The following is a 14,908-nucleotide window of genomic DNA, read 5'->3' as shown; positions in this document are numbered from 1 at the left end:
AAAAAAGGGGATGACTGATGACCGAACGTTCGATCCGTATCTTTGGCGCTACTGCGTTCGCGTCGCTGCTCGCGTCTACCGCCGGCGCCCAGACAGCACCTCCTGCCCCGCTCCCCCCAGGCTATGCCAAGCGAGACCCCGTTCGGTCGGAATGGCCAGTGCAGCTTCGCCAGTCGCTGGGACAGGTCGCACCGCAGGACCCGGCTACACTCCCGCGCAGCCGTGCCCCCTTGTCGAAGCCCGTTGCCAAGCCCGTACCGCTTGGTCCGGCACTGGCGCAGCGCGCGCCCGGATTGTGGACCGTCGCCGGCTGGCGGCTCGCCGAAGCACCCAGCGTTCGGGCGAACGGTGCCGCAGTATCGCGCGTGGGCTACGACGCCAAATCCTGGTACGTCGCCACCGTGCCCGGCACCGTGCTGACCACCCTGGTCGACCGCGGCGTCTATCCCGATCCCGCCTTCGGGCTGGACAACATGGCGATCCCCGAGCGCCTCGCCCGCCAGGATTACTGGTACCGCACCGAAATCGAAGCGCCCGCCGAGACCGTCGGCAAGCATCTCGAACTGAACTTCAAGGGCGTGAATTACGCTGCCGAGATCTGGCTCAATGGCGCGCGTCTCGGCACGATGAAGGGCGCCTTCATCCGCGGCCGGTTCGACGTGACGGGCAAGCTCGCCCCCGGGCGCAATGTCATTGCCGTGAAGGTGTCGCCGCCGCCGCATCCCGGCCTTGCGCATGAGGAATCGATGACCGCAGGGGTAGGCGAGAACGGCGGCATGCAGATGCTCGACGGCCCGACCTTCGTCGCGACCGAGGGCTGGGACTGGATCCCGTCGATCCGCGACCGCAATACCGGTCTGTGGCAAGGCGTCGACCTGATCGCGACCGGCCCCGCCGCACTCGGCGATGCGCAGGTCGTCACGACCTTGCCCAATGCCGAAAACAGCGTCGCGAACGTCGAGATCACGGTCCCCGTCCGTAACCTGACCGACCAGCCCACAACGGCGATCGTCACTGCCAGGTTCGACGACGTGACGGTCAGCAAATCGGTCTCGCTCGCACCGCATGCGAGGGCCGACGTGACGATGGCGCCCGCCGAGTTTCCGGTACTCGCGGTGCGCAATCCGAAGCTCTGGTGGCCGAACGGCTACGGCGCGCCGGCGCTGCACGACCTGACGCTGACCAGCACGATCGGCGGCGCGGTGTCGGATACGAAGACGCTGCGCTTCGGCATGCGGCAGGTGACCTATGAGATTTCGCTGATGGACAAGACCGATACGCTGCGCCGCGTCGGAATCGACCTATCCAAGGCGCGCGCGCTGCACACGCAGATCGTCGACGGTACGCACCAAGGTATCCGCCAGACCGAGAATGGCTGGGCGGCGTCGCTCGTCCCCGGCGCCGAGACCTCGCCCGCGGTGACGGCGATCGCAGGCGATGCCGGGCTCGCGCCGTATCTGCTGATCAAGGTTAACGGCGTGCGGATTGCCGCGCGCGGCGGCAATATCGGCATGGACGACTTCATGAAGCGGACCGAGCGCGCGCGCCTGCTGCCGTTCTTCCGGCTGCATCAGGATGCGAACCTCAACATCATCCGCAACTGGGTCGGCCAGAATACCGAGGAAACCTTTTACGATCTCGCCGACGAACACGGGCTGATGATCCTCAACGATTTCTGGGAATCGACGCAGGATTACAATCTCGAGGCGCAGGACGTGCCGCTGTTCACCGCCAATGCCGAGGACGTGGTAAAACGGTTCCGCAACCACCCGTCGATCGTAGTCTGGTTCGGCCGCAACGAGGGCGTGCCGCAGCCGATCCTCAACGAGGCGCTGCAGAGGATCGTCAACCGTGACGACGGGACGCGGCTGTACATGGGCTCGTCGAACCGGGTGAATCTGCAGAACAGCGGGCCGTACAACTGGCGTCCCGAGGCGAGCTATTTCACCGAACACGCCAAGGGCTTTTCGGTCGAACTTGGTACGCCGAGCTTCCCTACACTAGAAGCGTGGACGCGCGCGCTGCCCAAGGCCGACCTGTGGCCGATCGGCGACACGTGGGCGTATCACGACTGGCACATGACCGGGAACGGCGCGGTCAAGACGTACATGGATGCGCTGGCGACGCGCTATGGTGAGGGCACCAGCCTGCCCGACTTCGAACGCAAGGCGCAGATGATGGAGTACGACTCCTACCGCGCGATCTTCGAAGGGTTCAACGCCGGGCTGTGGACCACCAACTCGGCGAGGATGCTGTGGATGACGCAGCCAGCTTGGCCATCGTCGGCGTGGCAAATCTTCTCGTCGGACTATGATACGCACGCCGCGTTCTATGGGACGAAGAAGGCGTCGGAGCCGGTCCACGTCCAGATGAACCTGCCCGATCACAAGGTGGTGCTGGTGAATAACGGCCCGGCGCTGGCTGGCGCGGTCGTGCATGCCAAGGTAACGTCGCTCGACAACCGCGTGCTTGCCGAGCAGCGTGCACCGTTGAGCGCGGGGGCGGGTCTGGTGGCGGACGCGTTCACGCTCGATCTTGGGCCGTTGCTGGCGAAGGGCATGGTGCTGGTGTCGCTCGACGTCACCGACGCGGCGGGCAAGATCGTCTCGCAGAACGTCTATTGGCAGGGTGCTGACGACGCCGCCTATCGGGGTATGACGATGATGGCCAAGGCCCGCGTCGCCGCCACCGCCTTCAGCCGCCGGGACGGCGACGAGATCGTGACGACGCTGGACCTGTCGAACACGGGCTCGGTCGCAGCACTCGCGACCAAGCTGACGGTGATTAACGGAGCCGGCACGCAAGTCCTACCCGCGTACTTCACCGATAACTACGTCTCGCTACTCCCCGGCACTCGTCGCCGCGTGGAAATCCGCTACCCCGCCTCCGCGACGAAGGGACGGACGACGGTCGCATTGCGCGGCTGGAACGTGACGCCGACCACTGTGAAGGTACAATGATGAAGACGCTTCTCGTCCTTGCGCTCCTGTGCACCGCCACCTCCGTATCGGCGCAAGACCGGCATCTGTTGTCGCCCGATGGGGCGATCGACGTGACGATCGGCCAGGATGCGGCTACCAAGGGTCCGACCTACGCCATCGCCTTTCACGGGCGGCCGGTGATCGGCACGTCGCCGCTGGGCCTTGCGTTCGAGAGCTACAAGAAGCTTGGCCCCGACACCGCGTCTACCGGTGCTGCGCGCACGAACGCCGATACACGCTATCGCTTGATTGCGGGCAAGACGTCGGCCGCGCGCGATCAGTATAACGAGCTGACGCTGGGGCTGACCGAGACCGGCGGCGCTCAACGCAAGCTCGATATCGTATTTCGCGCGTATGACGACGGCGTCGCGTTCCGCTACCGCCTGCCCGTCCAGCCCGGCTTCACCGACCTGCGGCTCGCGGGCGAACTGACCGAATTCGCCTTCCCAGCCGATTATCGTTGCTGGGGGCTCAACCTTGGCCGGTTCGATACCAGCCATGAAGGCGAATATGACTCGCTGAGCGCATCGCAGGTTCGCCCGCACAATTTGTTCGAGACGCCCGTCACCTGCCGCACCGGCACCGGCGACATCAGCTTCGCGCTGACCGAAGCGAATCTGCGCGATTATGCGGGTTCCTATCTCACCGGCCGCGAAACAGGCGCGCTTGGCTTTGCCACCCGCCTTACCCCGCGGCTCGATGATCCCGCGATCGCGGTGAAGACCGATGTCCGGACCACCGGGCTGACGACGCCATGGCGCGTGGTAATGCTCGGCGCCACGCCCGGCAAGCTGATCGAGTCGACGATCCTGACCAGCCTTAACCCCGCTCCCAAAGGTGACTTCTCGTGGGTGAAGCCGGGCAAGACCGCATGGGACTGGTGGAATGGCCCGACGCTGAAGGCGCTGCCCACCGCAGGCATGAACGACGCGACGATCAAAGCGTATATCGACTTCGCCGCCGCCAACGGGCTGCCTTACATGCTAATCGACGACGGTTGGTACATGAATAGCGGCGGCGGTCCGGTGGTGTATCAGGGCGCCGACATCATGACCACGGTCCCCGTGATCGACCTGCCCGGCCTCATCCGCTACGCGGCGGATCGAAAGGTCGGGCTGTGGCTGTGGGCGAACTGGCGCGTGCTCGATGCGAAAATGGACGCGGTGTTCGCGCGCTATGCGGTGATGGGTATCAAGGGCTTCAAGGTCGATTTCATGGACCGCAGCGACCAGCAGATCGTCGACTTCTACCAGCGAATTTTCACGGCAAGCGCGGCGCATCATCTGATGCTCGATCTGCACGGCGCTTATCATCCGACCGGCGCGACGCGAACCTGGCCGCAGTTCCTGACGCAGGAGGGCGTGCTCGGCGCGGAGTATAACAAATGGACGCGGCGCATCACAGCGCGGCACAACGTCACGTTGCCGTTCACGCGCGGGCTGGCGGGACCCTACGACTATACCCCCGGTGGTTTCCTCAACGCGACGCCCGCGACGTTCCGAATCGAACCGCAGACGCCGATGGTGCAAACCACGCGGGGACAGGCGCTTGCCATGTACGTCGTGTTCGACAGCCCGTTCATGGGCGTATCCGACAGCCCGGATAACTATGCGGGCGCGGCGGGATTTGATTTCATCCGTGCCGTGCCCGCAACTTGGGACGAAACCCACGTCGTGTCGGGCGAGATCGGCGAGCGGATCGTCACCGCGCGCCGGTCGGGCAAAGATTGGTATGTCGGCGCAATGACCAACGAGACGGCACGGACCGTAGACGTACCGCTCGATTTTCTTGGCAGTGGCCGCTTCACCGCGACAATATGGCAGGACGGTGCAAGCCCCACCGACGTCATTACGATCACGCGCGTTGTCACTGCACGCGATACGTTGACCCTGACACTCGCAGCATCGGGCGGCGGCGCGATCCGTCTCGTTCCGATCCAATAAGGACGCTCCGATGAAACCGACCCGCCTGCTGATTGCCGCACTCGCCTTCGCCGTAGCATTCCCTGCCCTCGCCGCCGACCCTACGCCCGAGCAGAAGGCACAATGGGCCAAGGAGGCCGAGGAGCGGCTGCACACCGACTGGGCGTATCTAGGCCGCTACCGCGATGCGAACGCAGCCCTACCTGCTCCCGTCAAAGGCCAGCCACGGATCGTGCTGATCGGCGACTCGATCACGCAGGGCTGGTTCGACCACGTGCCGGCGTTCTTCAAGGAAGGCCGGTTAGGTCGCGGCATCGGTGGCCAGACCACGCCGCAAATGCTTGTGCGCTTCCCCGCAGACGTTATCGATCTGAAGCCCGCGGTGGTACAGATCATGGCCGGCACAAACGATATCGCCTTGAATACCGGGCCGATGACCCCCGACGCAAGCAAGGCGAACATTCGCGCGATGACGGAACTCGCGCAGGCCAATGGTATCCGGGTGATCCTCGCCTCGATCCCGCCGGCAGACCAGTATCCTTGGCGTCCGGGGCTTGATACAGGCAGCAAGATCGTGGCGATGAACACGTGGCTCAAGGCCTATGCCGCGGCGACTGGTTCGACCTACGCGGATTACTGGTCCGCACTGGTTGCACCCGGCACCAACGGCATGCGCGCAGGCCTGTCGTCGGATCACGTTCATCCTACCCCCGCGGGCTATGCGGTGATGGCGCCGGTCGCCGATCGCGCATTCGCAGCAGCGCTGGCAAAGCCCGCGCCCACCCGCGCGATCATCGCGCGGTGATTCTGCTCGCTGGGCTGCTTGCCGCCACGATCGTTTCGACGCCTCAAGGTGCCCTGCGCGGCGAAGTGACGTCGGACGGCCGCCATCTGTTCCGCGGGATACCTTACGCTGCGCCTCCGATCGGCCCGCTACGCTGGAAACCGCCGCAACCGATGCGCCGCTGGCAGCGTCCGCGCGATGCGACCAAATCCGCACCGTCCTGCCCACAGGTAGATCGTGGCTGGAACACGCAGGCTGCAAATTCCGCGAGCGAAGACTGCCTTTACCTCGAAGTCGCGACGCCCGATCTTACGCCGCGCAAATCGCTGCCGGTGATGGTGTGGATTCACGGCGGATCCAACTATGCGGGTGGCGGCGCGGGTACGATCCAGTCCGGCTTGGTGCGCAACGGCGTCGTGCTTGTTAGCATGCAATACCGCCTCGGCGCGCTCGGATTCCTGTCGCATCCGGCGCTGACCCGCGAGGGGAGCGGTGCATCGGGCAACTACGGTCTAATGGATCAGCAAGCGGCGCTGCGATGGGTGCGCGCCAACATCGCGGCGTTCGGTGGTGACCCGACCAACGTCACCCTGTTCGGCGAAAGTGCCGGCGCGATGGACGTCGGCCTGCACCTGCTCAGTCCTGGATCGCGGGGGCTATTCGCCAAGGCGATCGAGGAGAGCGGGACGCCCGGCTTCGGGACGCCACCGCGCAGCCTGGCCGAAAACGAAGGCCTTGGCACATTGATCGCGGTCAAGGCGGGCATCCCACAGACCGCTGCCGCGCTGCGTGCGCTTCCCGTCGCCAAGCTCATCGAAGCCACCGAGGCTGTCGAGGTGCCAGGGCTCGCCGACAAGAGCTTCATCTGGCTTCAGGCGGTCGTTGATGGCCGCGTACTGACGGAGTCGCCCGCTGCGAGCTTAGTAAAGGGCGGCAACCCCGCCCCGCTGATCGTGGGTAGCAACGCCCGCGAACTGACGCTGCACGGTGGTGTCGCTCGCGCGGACGACGCGATCGCGGAAGCTTTTGGCAACAACGCCGCCATCGCTCGCAAGGTGTACGGCGTGGACACGATCCCCGTTGCCGATCCGCGGCTGGGTGATCTAGACCTGATCCTGTCCAATGACATCACCTTCCGTTGTCCGGTAACGACAATTGCCGCCGCTCGCACGCGCGCGGGTCAGCCGGTCTGGCAATACCAGTTCGATTACAGCGCGCCCGATGCCAAGCCCGTGACGCACGGCAGCGAAATTCGCTACGTGATGACGAGCGCGCACGATCTGGAGCCTGGGGCGCCGCCAATGCAGGCCTATTGGTTAGCCTTTGCGCGCACCGGCGATCCGAACGCTCCCGGACTGCCCGCGTGGAAGCGTTTTGATCTTGCAACCAAGAGTTATCTTGGCTTCGTGAACGGTGGCCCGCAGCCGGGGGCGGATCTACGCGGCGAAGTGTGCGGCTTGCGCAGCGCACCTTAGCGTCAAGCGGGCGCAGCGCAACGAAGCGTTGTTCTCCCGGGACGGTCGCAGCCCAGTGTGGGTCCCCGCCTTCGTGGGAAAACAAGTATCCATACAATAAAGTCTGAATTCGACTGGCGCTGAAATTTTGAATTCCTTCCGCTGCGCGTGTGGACTCCTTTAAAATGGCCAAAGCCGTGCCGCACCGCGGACACCGCTGCTGTCGCCCCACACCGCCTGGACGATCTTCGCATTCCAGGCGTCGGAAAAGGTATGTCGACGCACCGCATTGGGCAGCTGGGCGTAAATCTCGACCACGTTCGACATGCCGCCGCCGAGCACGAAACAGTCGGGATCGATCAGATTGGCGAGCAAGGCGATCGCACGGCCGAGGCGATCGACGTAGCGCTCCAGAGTTGCCGCCGCGTCGGGATCGCCGTCGCGCGCCGCCGCGATGATCGCCGCGCCTTCTAGCGCCTGGCCGGTGACGATCTCGTGATCGCGCCGAAATCCCGTTCCCGATACCCAGCTTTCCAGGCAACCGCGCTCGCCGCACCAGCATTCTGGCCCGGGATACTCAGACTCGTTCGGCCAAGGCAGCGGCACATGGCCCCATTCCCCGGCAATGCCATTCGCCCCTTCTATAATCCGCCCGTCGATCACGAGACCACCGCCACATCCGGTCCCTACGATGATTGCGAACGCCGAGCGCGCGCCGGCTGCCGCGCCGTCGACGGCTTCGGATAAGGCGAGGCAATTGGCGTCGTTCGCCATCCGCACGGGTCGGCCGATCGCGGTCTCCAGGTCTTCGCGGAACCGGCGTCCGTTCAGAAACAGCGAGTTGGCGTTGCGCATCAGTCCGGTTTGCGGGGAAATCGACCCTGGCGTACCGATACCGATCGATGCCACGGCACCGTTAGCCGCCCCGCCCGCTTCGACTTCGACCGCGTGGACAAGCGCGCGGACATCGCGCACCGCCGCGTCATAATCGCCTGGATTTGGCACCCTCAATCTGCTGAGGAAGCGCCCGTTGTCATCGAGCGCCGCCGCCTCAATTTTCGTGCCGCCGAAATCGATACCAATCTGGATCATCGTCCGTGTTTCCCTCTGCCCGATGTTGCGCGGCGGGAATCGGAGTGGAACGCGTACGCGTTATTCGACGCGGCGATTGCACTCGCTTGTCTCTTGCCTCTCCCATCACCGCCCTGCTGGGCTGTTGGGCTTAATCTACCTAGATTGTCGTATGTTTAAAGGTAAATTGCATTAATCGCTTCCAGACGTGTGGCCGACCTGCATGAGGATCGCTTCGGAGGGTAGGATGTGATCGAGGAACGGCAGGATTGCCGCACCGATCGCAGGGGCATCGTCAGACATCGTCGCGCGGACGACCCGCGCCGGAGACGGCAACCTTGAGTTGGCAAGCATGACATTCAATCGCTCGACGAGCGCATCGACGAGCGTCGCCGGCAGACGCCCGCCGATCAGCACTGCGCCGGGATCGATCAGGCAGCTGACCGCGATCAAAGGCTCGATCAGCGACTGCGCGGCGTCCTCGATCCAACGTTCGACAATTAACTCCACCGTGGCGTCTTCGCGGGTCAGCGCTTCGACTGTGTCGATCTCGCACCCGCCAGCGTGTAGCCTTGCATAGAGGGCAGACAACGATACGGTTTCCTGCACCGTCTGCCGTCCTGCGCGCCGTGTCATATCGGACATGAAGCCGATTTCACCACTACGTGCGCCAGCACCGCGAAAGTAGTTGCCGTCGATCACCATACCGCCGCCAAGGCCTGCGCTCACGAGCACATAAAAAAAGCTACTTAGAACCATGCCCGATCCGAACTGCGCTTCGCCTATCGCTGCCGCAGCCGCATCATTGTCGATATGCACGGGCCATGGTACGATTCCCCCGACCATCGCTCGGACGTCGACGTCGTTCCAGCTTTCATACGCGGACGGTCGATGGGGCAAGGTCACCCGGCCGAGATCGTCAGGCATCGCGACGCCAACGCCAAGCATGCGCCGCTCGTTGATCAGCTTCGATGCGCGGATGTCTGCAATCTGACGGCGTAGCCATCCGGCAACCACGTCAGGCATCGCGAACGCAGCTTCAAGCGTCGCACGCGTCAGCACGGAACCGGCTAGATCGAGCGATACGATTGTGATGTGATCTCGGTCGATGTTAATCCCGATAGAGAAGCCCCCAGCGGGATTAATCACAAGTTGGGAAGCTGGCTGTCCGCGCGGACCTTGTCGTCGCCCTGCCTCCCTGATCAGTCCGGCATCAAGCAACCTTCTCGCGATGTTCGCGATCGTTGGCGCCGTCAGTCCAGTAATCGCTGCCAGATTACTCCGGCTAGCTTCGCCGCTAACGCGGATGGCTTGTAGCACCGTACGCTGATTGTAGTCAGCCGCGCGCTCAAGATTAGTGCCGGACAGGCTTATACCCAAACGCGCCCCCCTATTTAAAAACCTCGGCTTTACATTTGAATGACTAGAATCCGGTGCGCTGTCATGTGTCGCCATGCCCTCGCGAGTTCCGCCCCTTTCATGTGGTCTTATACTGGTTACAACGTGCCAGCCTTGGCCGTTACTTGCAACGGGTTGCATCTTTTGGATGCTTTGGCAGCAACATCTGGCAGAAATAATGCCATCCACCGGCTAACGTCAAATCATCGTCGTCGGCAACCTGACCGGGAACGCCGAGACTGCGGCAACGCCCCCCCGGCGCGTGGACATTAAGGGTGATCATTAGGAAACGTAGGTTGTAGCATAGCGATCGTCGGTTGTGTGGTTTTGACGGGCGCGGCAAAGCCGGCACGGTGCTCATTTCGCATTCCGAAGCGCTTAAACTCGGCGGCACGCCGCAGTGGCGGTTCCGCGGCATCATATGGGTTGGCTTTACGGGAATGATGATACTTTCATTTGATCCACATCGATCCCGAGCAGCCGACAGATGCAGTATCTGCAATCGCGAATAATGGAATTTGCATTCGCTATTCGCTGTTGTCCGTTATATTCAGAGCAGGCCTTTCAGGCATCCTCTCCTTAATAACTTTCGGGGTCGCTTTGGCGGCCCTTTCTTTTTGCCTGCGTTTCCTTGACCCGCGACGCGCAGACGCTCGTCGAAAACCATAGGCGTAGGGTGGCCGATCGCCGCAGAGTAAGGCTCGTCGGCTCCGGGAGTAGTGCTTCCTTAGATTTCGGGAATGGTGGCCTTAACTTCGTCGACGATGGTTGTCGGCGCACGCCAGTCGCGCCGGCTTGCGGGCCATCGACTGATCCGACGGTTGTACCGTCACGCGTTGGCAAAATCACGGGACCACGCTGAGCGACATCGGTTACCGGCAGAGACCTCGCGCAGTTATACAATGGTAAGAGACATGACGCAGCGATGGTAGCGCCTGGTGCCCGAATCAACGAAATAGGCACCCTGATTCGCGATGGCGGGGCCTTCTATCTTCGCGGCGATGTCGGTAGGCGCTACGAGCTGAAGCTGCACCGTACCCCTAGCGACCGGGTTGAAAAACGCGTCCGGCTTATCGGCACATTGGTCGGACTAGATCTGGTAAACGCTGACGGCGTTGCCCTTGCTTAGCAGACTGACCACTCCTCCGGTTTAGTCGCCTTCCGCTGGGCGCAATTCTGATTCAACCCGACTCATTGGCGTTGCGTACAAATCACGAACAGGCATCATCCTGCTCATGGAACAGCGGATCATTCATGCTTGCGGTCATGAGCAGGCTCATTATCTCACTGGTTTTGACAGCCAGCAAGAACGCAAGGCCAAATGGCTGAAGACGACGAACTGTCGAGACTGCTTCGTTGTAGAAAAACGAGCTGAGGAAGCCGCTGCGGCAGCGTCAAGCAGCGCCGCAATCTCCCACCTCGATCTTCCACCCCTGACCGGCAGCGATCGGCAGATCAGCTGGGGAACGACGATCAGGACCAAGCGGCTCGCAGGACTGACCAACCTCTACAGCGACGCTGATTGTTACAAGTGCCTTTGGGTGACTGACGCCAAATGGTGGATCGATCACCGCGATTTGACGGACGTCGATCTGATGGCAGCAGCGACGCAGGCACCGGACATGCAAAGCACCCCGGCGGTCACAGCGTCGATTACGGATATGCCCAGGACAGCGTGACCATTTCGCCTGACGCCATCTTCACGGCGGTCGACGCCGTGAAGATGGCGTCATCGATAGCGCGAACCTGCCGAGATATTGCACGCAGAGACCCCTTCTCCATCTTCAATAGACCATTTCGAGAATGAACAAACGGGAACAGATTTTGGGAAACGGGTACGCCGAACTGATCTCAGCGCGAATGCCCGGACTACTGCCCCGCCCTACGTTCGTCTGTGGGAAAAGACGATTGTCTCAGTGGTGATAGATAATGCTATGCGTTCTGTGAACGGGCATTTTTGGGGGCAAGGATGAGCGGACGTGGCGCGGTAATACTAAGCTTCTTCGGTAGCGTATTTATAGCTCTGACGATGTATTGGCAGTGGCATGTCACAGGGATAGCACTGGCTTTACCGTTCATCGTCTTCGCGATCTTGGGTTCGCTCGCCGTATATGTCATCCGCTTGCCAGGAGGCGGCGATGCTCTTTCAAAGAAGACCCAAAGGGTCATCATGTGGAGCAGCATGGCCGAAGGTCTTGGCATCTTCATCGGTATTAACATCGTAATCAATCTGCATCGTCCGGAATGGCAGCTACCGGTGATGGCACTGGTAGTTGGACTGCATTTCCTGCCCATCGCATTGTCTGCGTCATCTCGGGGCTTCTATGTACTCGGGGCGACAATGATCGCTTCGGCCGCCGTTGGTTTCGTTGTCGCCGCACCTGCGGGGGGCAAGATTGCTGGGATCGCGGCTGCGGCAATTCTCTGGACTGCAGCGTGTCTTGGTGTGGCGCAAGACCTACGATCAAAAAAGGTTTGTCATCCGGCTTTCCAAAGGCCGTAGACACTGAACGTGTCCACCTTCGGGCTAACGCCAGCTAACCTCAATTGCCATAGGGCGTTGCGGAATGGTGTGCGGTATGGCTTCTGATCGGCAAAGGGAAAGTCTCGATTGAGCATCCTGATGGGAAAGCGCCGGTCGTCTGAACCGCGACTTTTGGTTAAGAAACGTCGGATCGGCCGTTACGCAATTTGCGTCGGGATTAGGATAGGCTCATGCCTACCTTCCAAGCAGCCGGCTGCCGCTGTGTCGTTCAAGCGGGAAGCCCAGAAGGAAAGGATCTGCCCCTCCACCGGGCGATCGTCGGCTGTATACGCGGCAAACTCGGACAGGGTGCGCGCGAGTTCGGCGCCTGTGATTACGCGTTCGCGTTCCAGTATTGTGGCCAGCAGCGCGAGCCAGTCGCCATGTGCCTGCACCAGCGCTTCGATCTGAAGCATTCCCGAACCACTGTTCGAGAAATCCTTCGAAGGGCTTTGGCGCCGGCGGAACCTCGTGAGCAAACTTTTGATCAAGGACATGGCGCGCGTTCCATCAACCGCCGGTAGCCGGGACGGTTGAACACGCGGCAACACTGGTAACCACGCCCCACGTATTCCCCGCACCGACAAGCGGTAGCAAGGTCATGTATCTTGCGGGCCGCACGACGGAAGTCGGGGACCCAGCATTCGACCGCACTTGCGGGCCAAGGATGGTGTTCAAGCCACGCCGCTATGGTACAAGGCTCAGGCGAAAACACGCTGTCATTGCAAAACTAAGCGGACCGCAGCATCCTGGAAGCAGGCATCGCGCTCGTCGACGGAGCAATATGGCGGACGGCGCGCTCGTCGCTCGATCGGGGCGCGGGAGATCGCCCCGGCGATCAGCGTATCAATCGCCATGCTTTACCAGCAAGTTCCGGCATCCGAGCACGAAGCGATCCGGGATCGGTATTTGAAATGGACACAGATACACAGTTAGCGTCGGCAGGCTCGCTGAGGCGTCCCCAAGCACCTGTTTGTCACACACGCGTGACGGGAACCGGGTTTTCCGTACTTTCGACCGCTGAAGGGCAATAAATGATGGAAAGGCGACAGTCCGCTTTCGGGAAGAGGATGGTGATTGGCCGACGTTCCTGGCGGGCTGCCGCCTTTCCCAAAAACGATCACAAAACGAGAAATTCTAGCGCTGGCTGCACTTCAAATCGATTGTACTCCGGTCAAGGGCACTGAGCGTTGCCCCGACCTTTGCGGTCTCATCATCCCAGCAACGCTGTTTAGGCTTGCGTTCGTCTCTTTGCTGAACAGGAACGACGTAAACGGGATACGGCAAGACAGACGCAACAGTCGCATGCGCGGATGGCGCAGCCTGTTGAAACGACGTGCCGAGTTTCGAACTGTTCTGCGCTTGGGGCGCTGCGACCACAAGCAGCCCAAGGATGATTATCGCTGCCACGTATATGCTCCAACCGTCTGCATATTTTCTTCCGTCCATTAGCTCTATTATTCATGCTGAGTGGCGATCGCAGTTGATCGCTACGCTGGTCTTGGCTTCAGCCTGCGTCGAAAGTGAGAAAGCGGCGAGGCGTCGTGGGCCCTGGAACGTGCCCGGTCCGTCGCGTTCGAGCGACGTTTGAACCTTGTGATGTGGATTTGATAGACGGGCCCCGTCAGGAGTCATCGCAGACATGGAGCCGAATCATTCCGGGTTGCGAGTATTTTCACGAGCATGCTGACGAACGAACCGGGCAAACGTCCTGCCCAACGGACGCCTCCAACACCGACGCCGGGTGTAAGCACACCGGATCGCGTTGCTCTGCTGACCGATCGTCAGCGGTCTTATCTCCGCCTGGTGCTTCAGAACCGCAGCTCGAAGGAGATCGCGGCGGCCACGGGTAGCAGCCACCGGGCGGTCGATAAGCAGCTGTTAAAGGCAAATAATATCCTCGGCGTGCCGACCCGTTATGATGCCGCGCGGCTCCTGGCGGAGTACGACGGAGGGGTAGAGCCTTTACCCCCTGCAAACGACCTACCTTCCGCGCCACCAACTTTACCGCTTCCCCTCCCGTTGCCGACCGCTGGGGCGGCAGCGAATATGCTCACCTGGAAGCAGGTTGCCTTCTGGACCGCGATCATCTCGATCGTGACCCCCTTGGGCCTAACTGCGGCCGGCATGGCGATCGTAACGCTGCTTCTCCTGCTTGGATTGAAACCACTGTGATGGGCGCTCGGTGCCCAAGGAGGCCTTATGCAATCACTTTCCGACACAAGCCGGATCGTCGCGGACGACCTGCGCCGAGCGGAGCGATCGATCACTCTAGCCACACGTGATACGGCGCAATTTCTACTGACCATACTCGAGGCGACGGAGGCCCACAGCTTATCTGCCGCGATGACGCAGCAAACGGTAAAGGCGACGGTCGCGGCACTGTCGGCCCTCGTTGATGGTCAGGATCAGCTGGCAATGCGAGCACATCTGTCTGTCGAGAAGGTCGGTCGCCAACTGGGCCTGACAGAAACGAACTGGGGCGAGAACTTGCCGAAGCCGCCATCTGTTTCGATCAAGGAGATCGACGTTCCGCGGATTGCGGAGGCTACGTCACCGCGGGGGTAACGGCGGGTAGGCCGCGAGAAATCCTATGAGCGCCCAGATAATCCTCGCGGTCATCTTTAACGTCGTCATGTTCGGCGTGCTGCTCTTCGCGGCACTCAGAGGGGGCAGGCCGGAACGATTGGGGGCGCTCATCAACATGGCGGGGTTCGCCACCACTACTGCTATTCGATTGATCGCGGCGAAAGAAGGCTGGGCCCCGGGTGAGG

General features: G+C 61.8%; 12 protein-coding genes and 1 pseudogene. 10 read left to right on the top strand and 3 right to left on the bottom strand.

Annotated features, from left to right (window positions below):
- The first annotated feature begins 17 nt into the window (after positions 1-17).
- Genes sphst_RS09565 through sphst_RS09550 form a run of 4 tightly spaced genes read left to right on the top strand, consistent with a single transcriptional unit; the run spans position 18 to position 7,162 of the window.
- On the top strand, positions 18-2,960 hold the full coding sequence (locus sphst_RS09565; protein ID WP_081877453.1) for a glycosyl hydrolase 2 galactose-binding domain-containing protein: 2,943 nt from the start codon (positions 18-20) through the stop codon (positions 2,958-2,960).
- Positions 2,960-4,924 carry a glycoside hydrolase family 97 protein gene (locus sphst_RS09560; protein ID WP_031393291.1) on the top strand — a complete coding sequence of 655 codons (1,965 nt, stop codon included), beginning with the start codon at positions 2,960-2,962 and terminating at the stop codon, positions 4,922-4,924. The genes sphst_RS09565 and sphst_RS09560 overlap by 1 nt, the downstream gene beginning before the upstream one ends.
- Before the next feature lie 10 nt (positions 4,925-4,934).
- Complete coding sequence (locus tag sphst_RS09555) at positions 4,935-5,708, top strand: GDSL-type esterase/lipase family protein (RefSeq protein ID WP_031393292.1); 774 nt, start codon at positions 4,935-4,937, stop codon at positions 5,706-5,708.
- The gene (locus sphst_RS09550; protein ID WP_031393293.1) at positions 5,705-7,162 is read left to right on the top strand and encodes a carboxylesterase/lipase family protein; all 1,458 of its coding nucleotides are present in this window, start codon (positions 5,705-5,707) and stop codon (positions 7,160-7,162) included. The genes sphst_RS09555 and sphst_RS09550 overlap by 4 nt, the downstream gene beginning before the upstream one ends.
- A 159-nt stretch (positions 7,163-7,321) precedes the next feature.
- On the opposite strand, the gene sphst_RS09545 is transcribed toward sphst_RS09550, so the two are convergent.
- Positions 7,322-8,233, bottom strand: coding sequence for an ROK family protein (locus tag sphst_RS09545; protein ID WP_031393294.1), 912 nt, complete (start codon positions 8,231-8,233; stop codon positions 7,322-7,324).
- Positions 8,234-8,404: 171 nt separating this feature from the next.
- Positions 8,405-9,592 carry an ROK family transcriptional regulator gene (locus tag sphst_RS09540; protein ID WP_051916262.1) on the bottom strand — a complete coding sequence of 396 codons (1,188 nt, stop codon included), beginning with the start codon at positions 9,590-9,592 and terminating at the stop codon, positions 8,405-8,407.
- 943 nt (positions 9,593-10,535) lie between these two features.
- On the opposite strand from sphst_RS09540, the gene sphst_RS21210 reads away from it, so the two are divergent.
- The 3 genes from sphst_RS21210 (at position 10,536) to sphst_RS09525 (ending at position 12,113) form a co-directional block, all read left to right on the top strand.
- Positions 10,536-10,739 (top strand): DUF5818 domain-containing protein, encoded by a 204-nt coding sequence (locus sphst_RS21210; RefSeq protein WP_081877455.1) that lies wholly within the window; start codon positions 10,536-10,538, stop codon positions 10,737-10,739.
- Positions 10,740-10,845: 106 nt separating this feature from the next.
- Positions 10,846-11,289: a hypothetical protein gene (locus tag sphst_RS09530; protein WP_031393296.1), complete on the top strand. Its 444-nt coding sequence runs from the start codon at positions 10,846-10,848 to the stop codon at positions 11,287-11,289.
- Positions 11,290-11,579: 290 nt separating this feature from the next.
- Positions 11,580-12,113, top strand: coding sequence for a hypothetical protein (locus tag sphst_RS09525; RefSeq protein WP_031393297.1), 534 nt, complete (start codon positions 11,580-11,582; stop codon positions 12,111-12,113).
- 179 nt (positions 12,114-12,292) lie between these two features.
- Here the strand turns inward: sphst_RS09525 and sphst_RS09520 are convergent, their stop codons facing one another.
- Positions 12,293-12,631: a hypothetical protein gene (locus sphst_RS09520; RefSeq protein ID WP_234387546.1), complete on the bottom strand. Its 339-nt coding sequence runs from the start codon at positions 12,629-12,631 to the stop codon at positions 12,293-12,295.
- 1,186 nt (positions 12,632-13,817) lie between these two features.
- Between sphst_RS09520 and sphst_RS09515 the strand changes: the two genes are divergently transcribed.
- The 3 genes and pseudogenes from sphst_RS09515 to sphst_RS09505 form a co-directional block, all read left to right on the top strand.
- On the top strand, positions 13,818-14,309 hold the full coding sequence (locus tag sphst_RS09515) for a LuxR C-terminal-related transcriptional regulator (RefSeq protein WP_031393299.1): 492 nt from the start codon (positions 13,818-13,820) through the stop codon (positions 14,307-14,309).
- Between the two features lie 27 nt (positions 14,310-14,336).
- Positions 14,337-14,702: a hypothetical protein gene (locus sphst_RS09510; RefSeq protein ID WP_031393300.1), complete on the top strand. Its 366-nt coding sequence runs from the start codon at positions 14,337-14,339 to the stop codon at positions 14,700-14,702.
- A gap of 25 nt (positions 14,703-14,727) precedes the next feature.
- A pseudogene (locus sphst_RS09505) lies at positions 14,728-14,908 on the top strand (hypothetical protein); the annotation flags it as partial.

The sequence above is a fragment of the Sphingomonas sp. STIS6.2 genome (assembly GCF_000732685.2).
Taxonomy (GTDB): domain Bacteria; phylum Pseudomonadota; class Alphaproteobacteria; order Sphingomonadales; family Sphingomonadaceae; genus Sphingomonas; species Sphingomonas aerolata.
This window is presented reverse-complemented; position numbering and strand designations above follow the sequence as displayed.

Coding starts and splice junctions, on each gene's coding strand:
- sphst_RS09565 (WP_081877453.1), top strand. CDS start 18: ATGACCGAACGTTCGATCCGTATCTTTGGCGCTACTGCGTTCGCGTCG.
- sphst_RS09560 (WP_031393291.1), top strand. CDS start 2,960: ATGAAGACGCTTCTCGTCCTTGCGCTCCTGTGCACCGCCACCTCCGTA.
- sphst_RS09555 (WP_031393292.1), top strand. CDS start 4,935: ATGAAACCGACCCGCCTGCTGATTGCCGCACTCGCCTTCGCCGTAGCA.
- sphst_RS09545 (WP_031393294.1), bottom strand. CDS start 8,233: ATGATCCAGATTGGTATCGATTTCGGCGGCACGAAAATTGAGGCGGCG.
- sphst_RS21210 (WP_081877455.1), top strand. CDS start 10,536: ATGGTAGCGCCTGGTGCCCGAATCAACGAAATAGGCACCCTGATTCGC.
- sphst_RS09530 (WP_031393296.1), top strand. CDS start 10,846: ATGGAACAGCGGATCATTCATGCTTGCGGTCATGAGCAGGCTCATTAT.
- sphst_RS09525 (WP_031393297.1), top strand. CDS start 11,580: ATGAGCGGACGTGGCGCGGTAATACTAAGCTTCTTCGGTAGCGTATTT.
- sphst_RS09520 (WP_234387546.1), bottom strand. CDS start 12,631: ATGTCCTTGATCAAAAGTTTGCTCACGAGGTTCCGCCGGCGCCAAAGC.
- sphst_RS09515 (WP_031393299.1), top strand. CDS start 13,818: ATGCTGACGAACGAACCGGGCAAACGTCCTGCCCAACGGACGCCTCCA.
- sphst_RS09510 (WP_031393300.1), top strand. CDS start 14,337: ATGCAATCACTTTCCGACACAAGCCGGATCGTCGCGGACGACCTGCGC.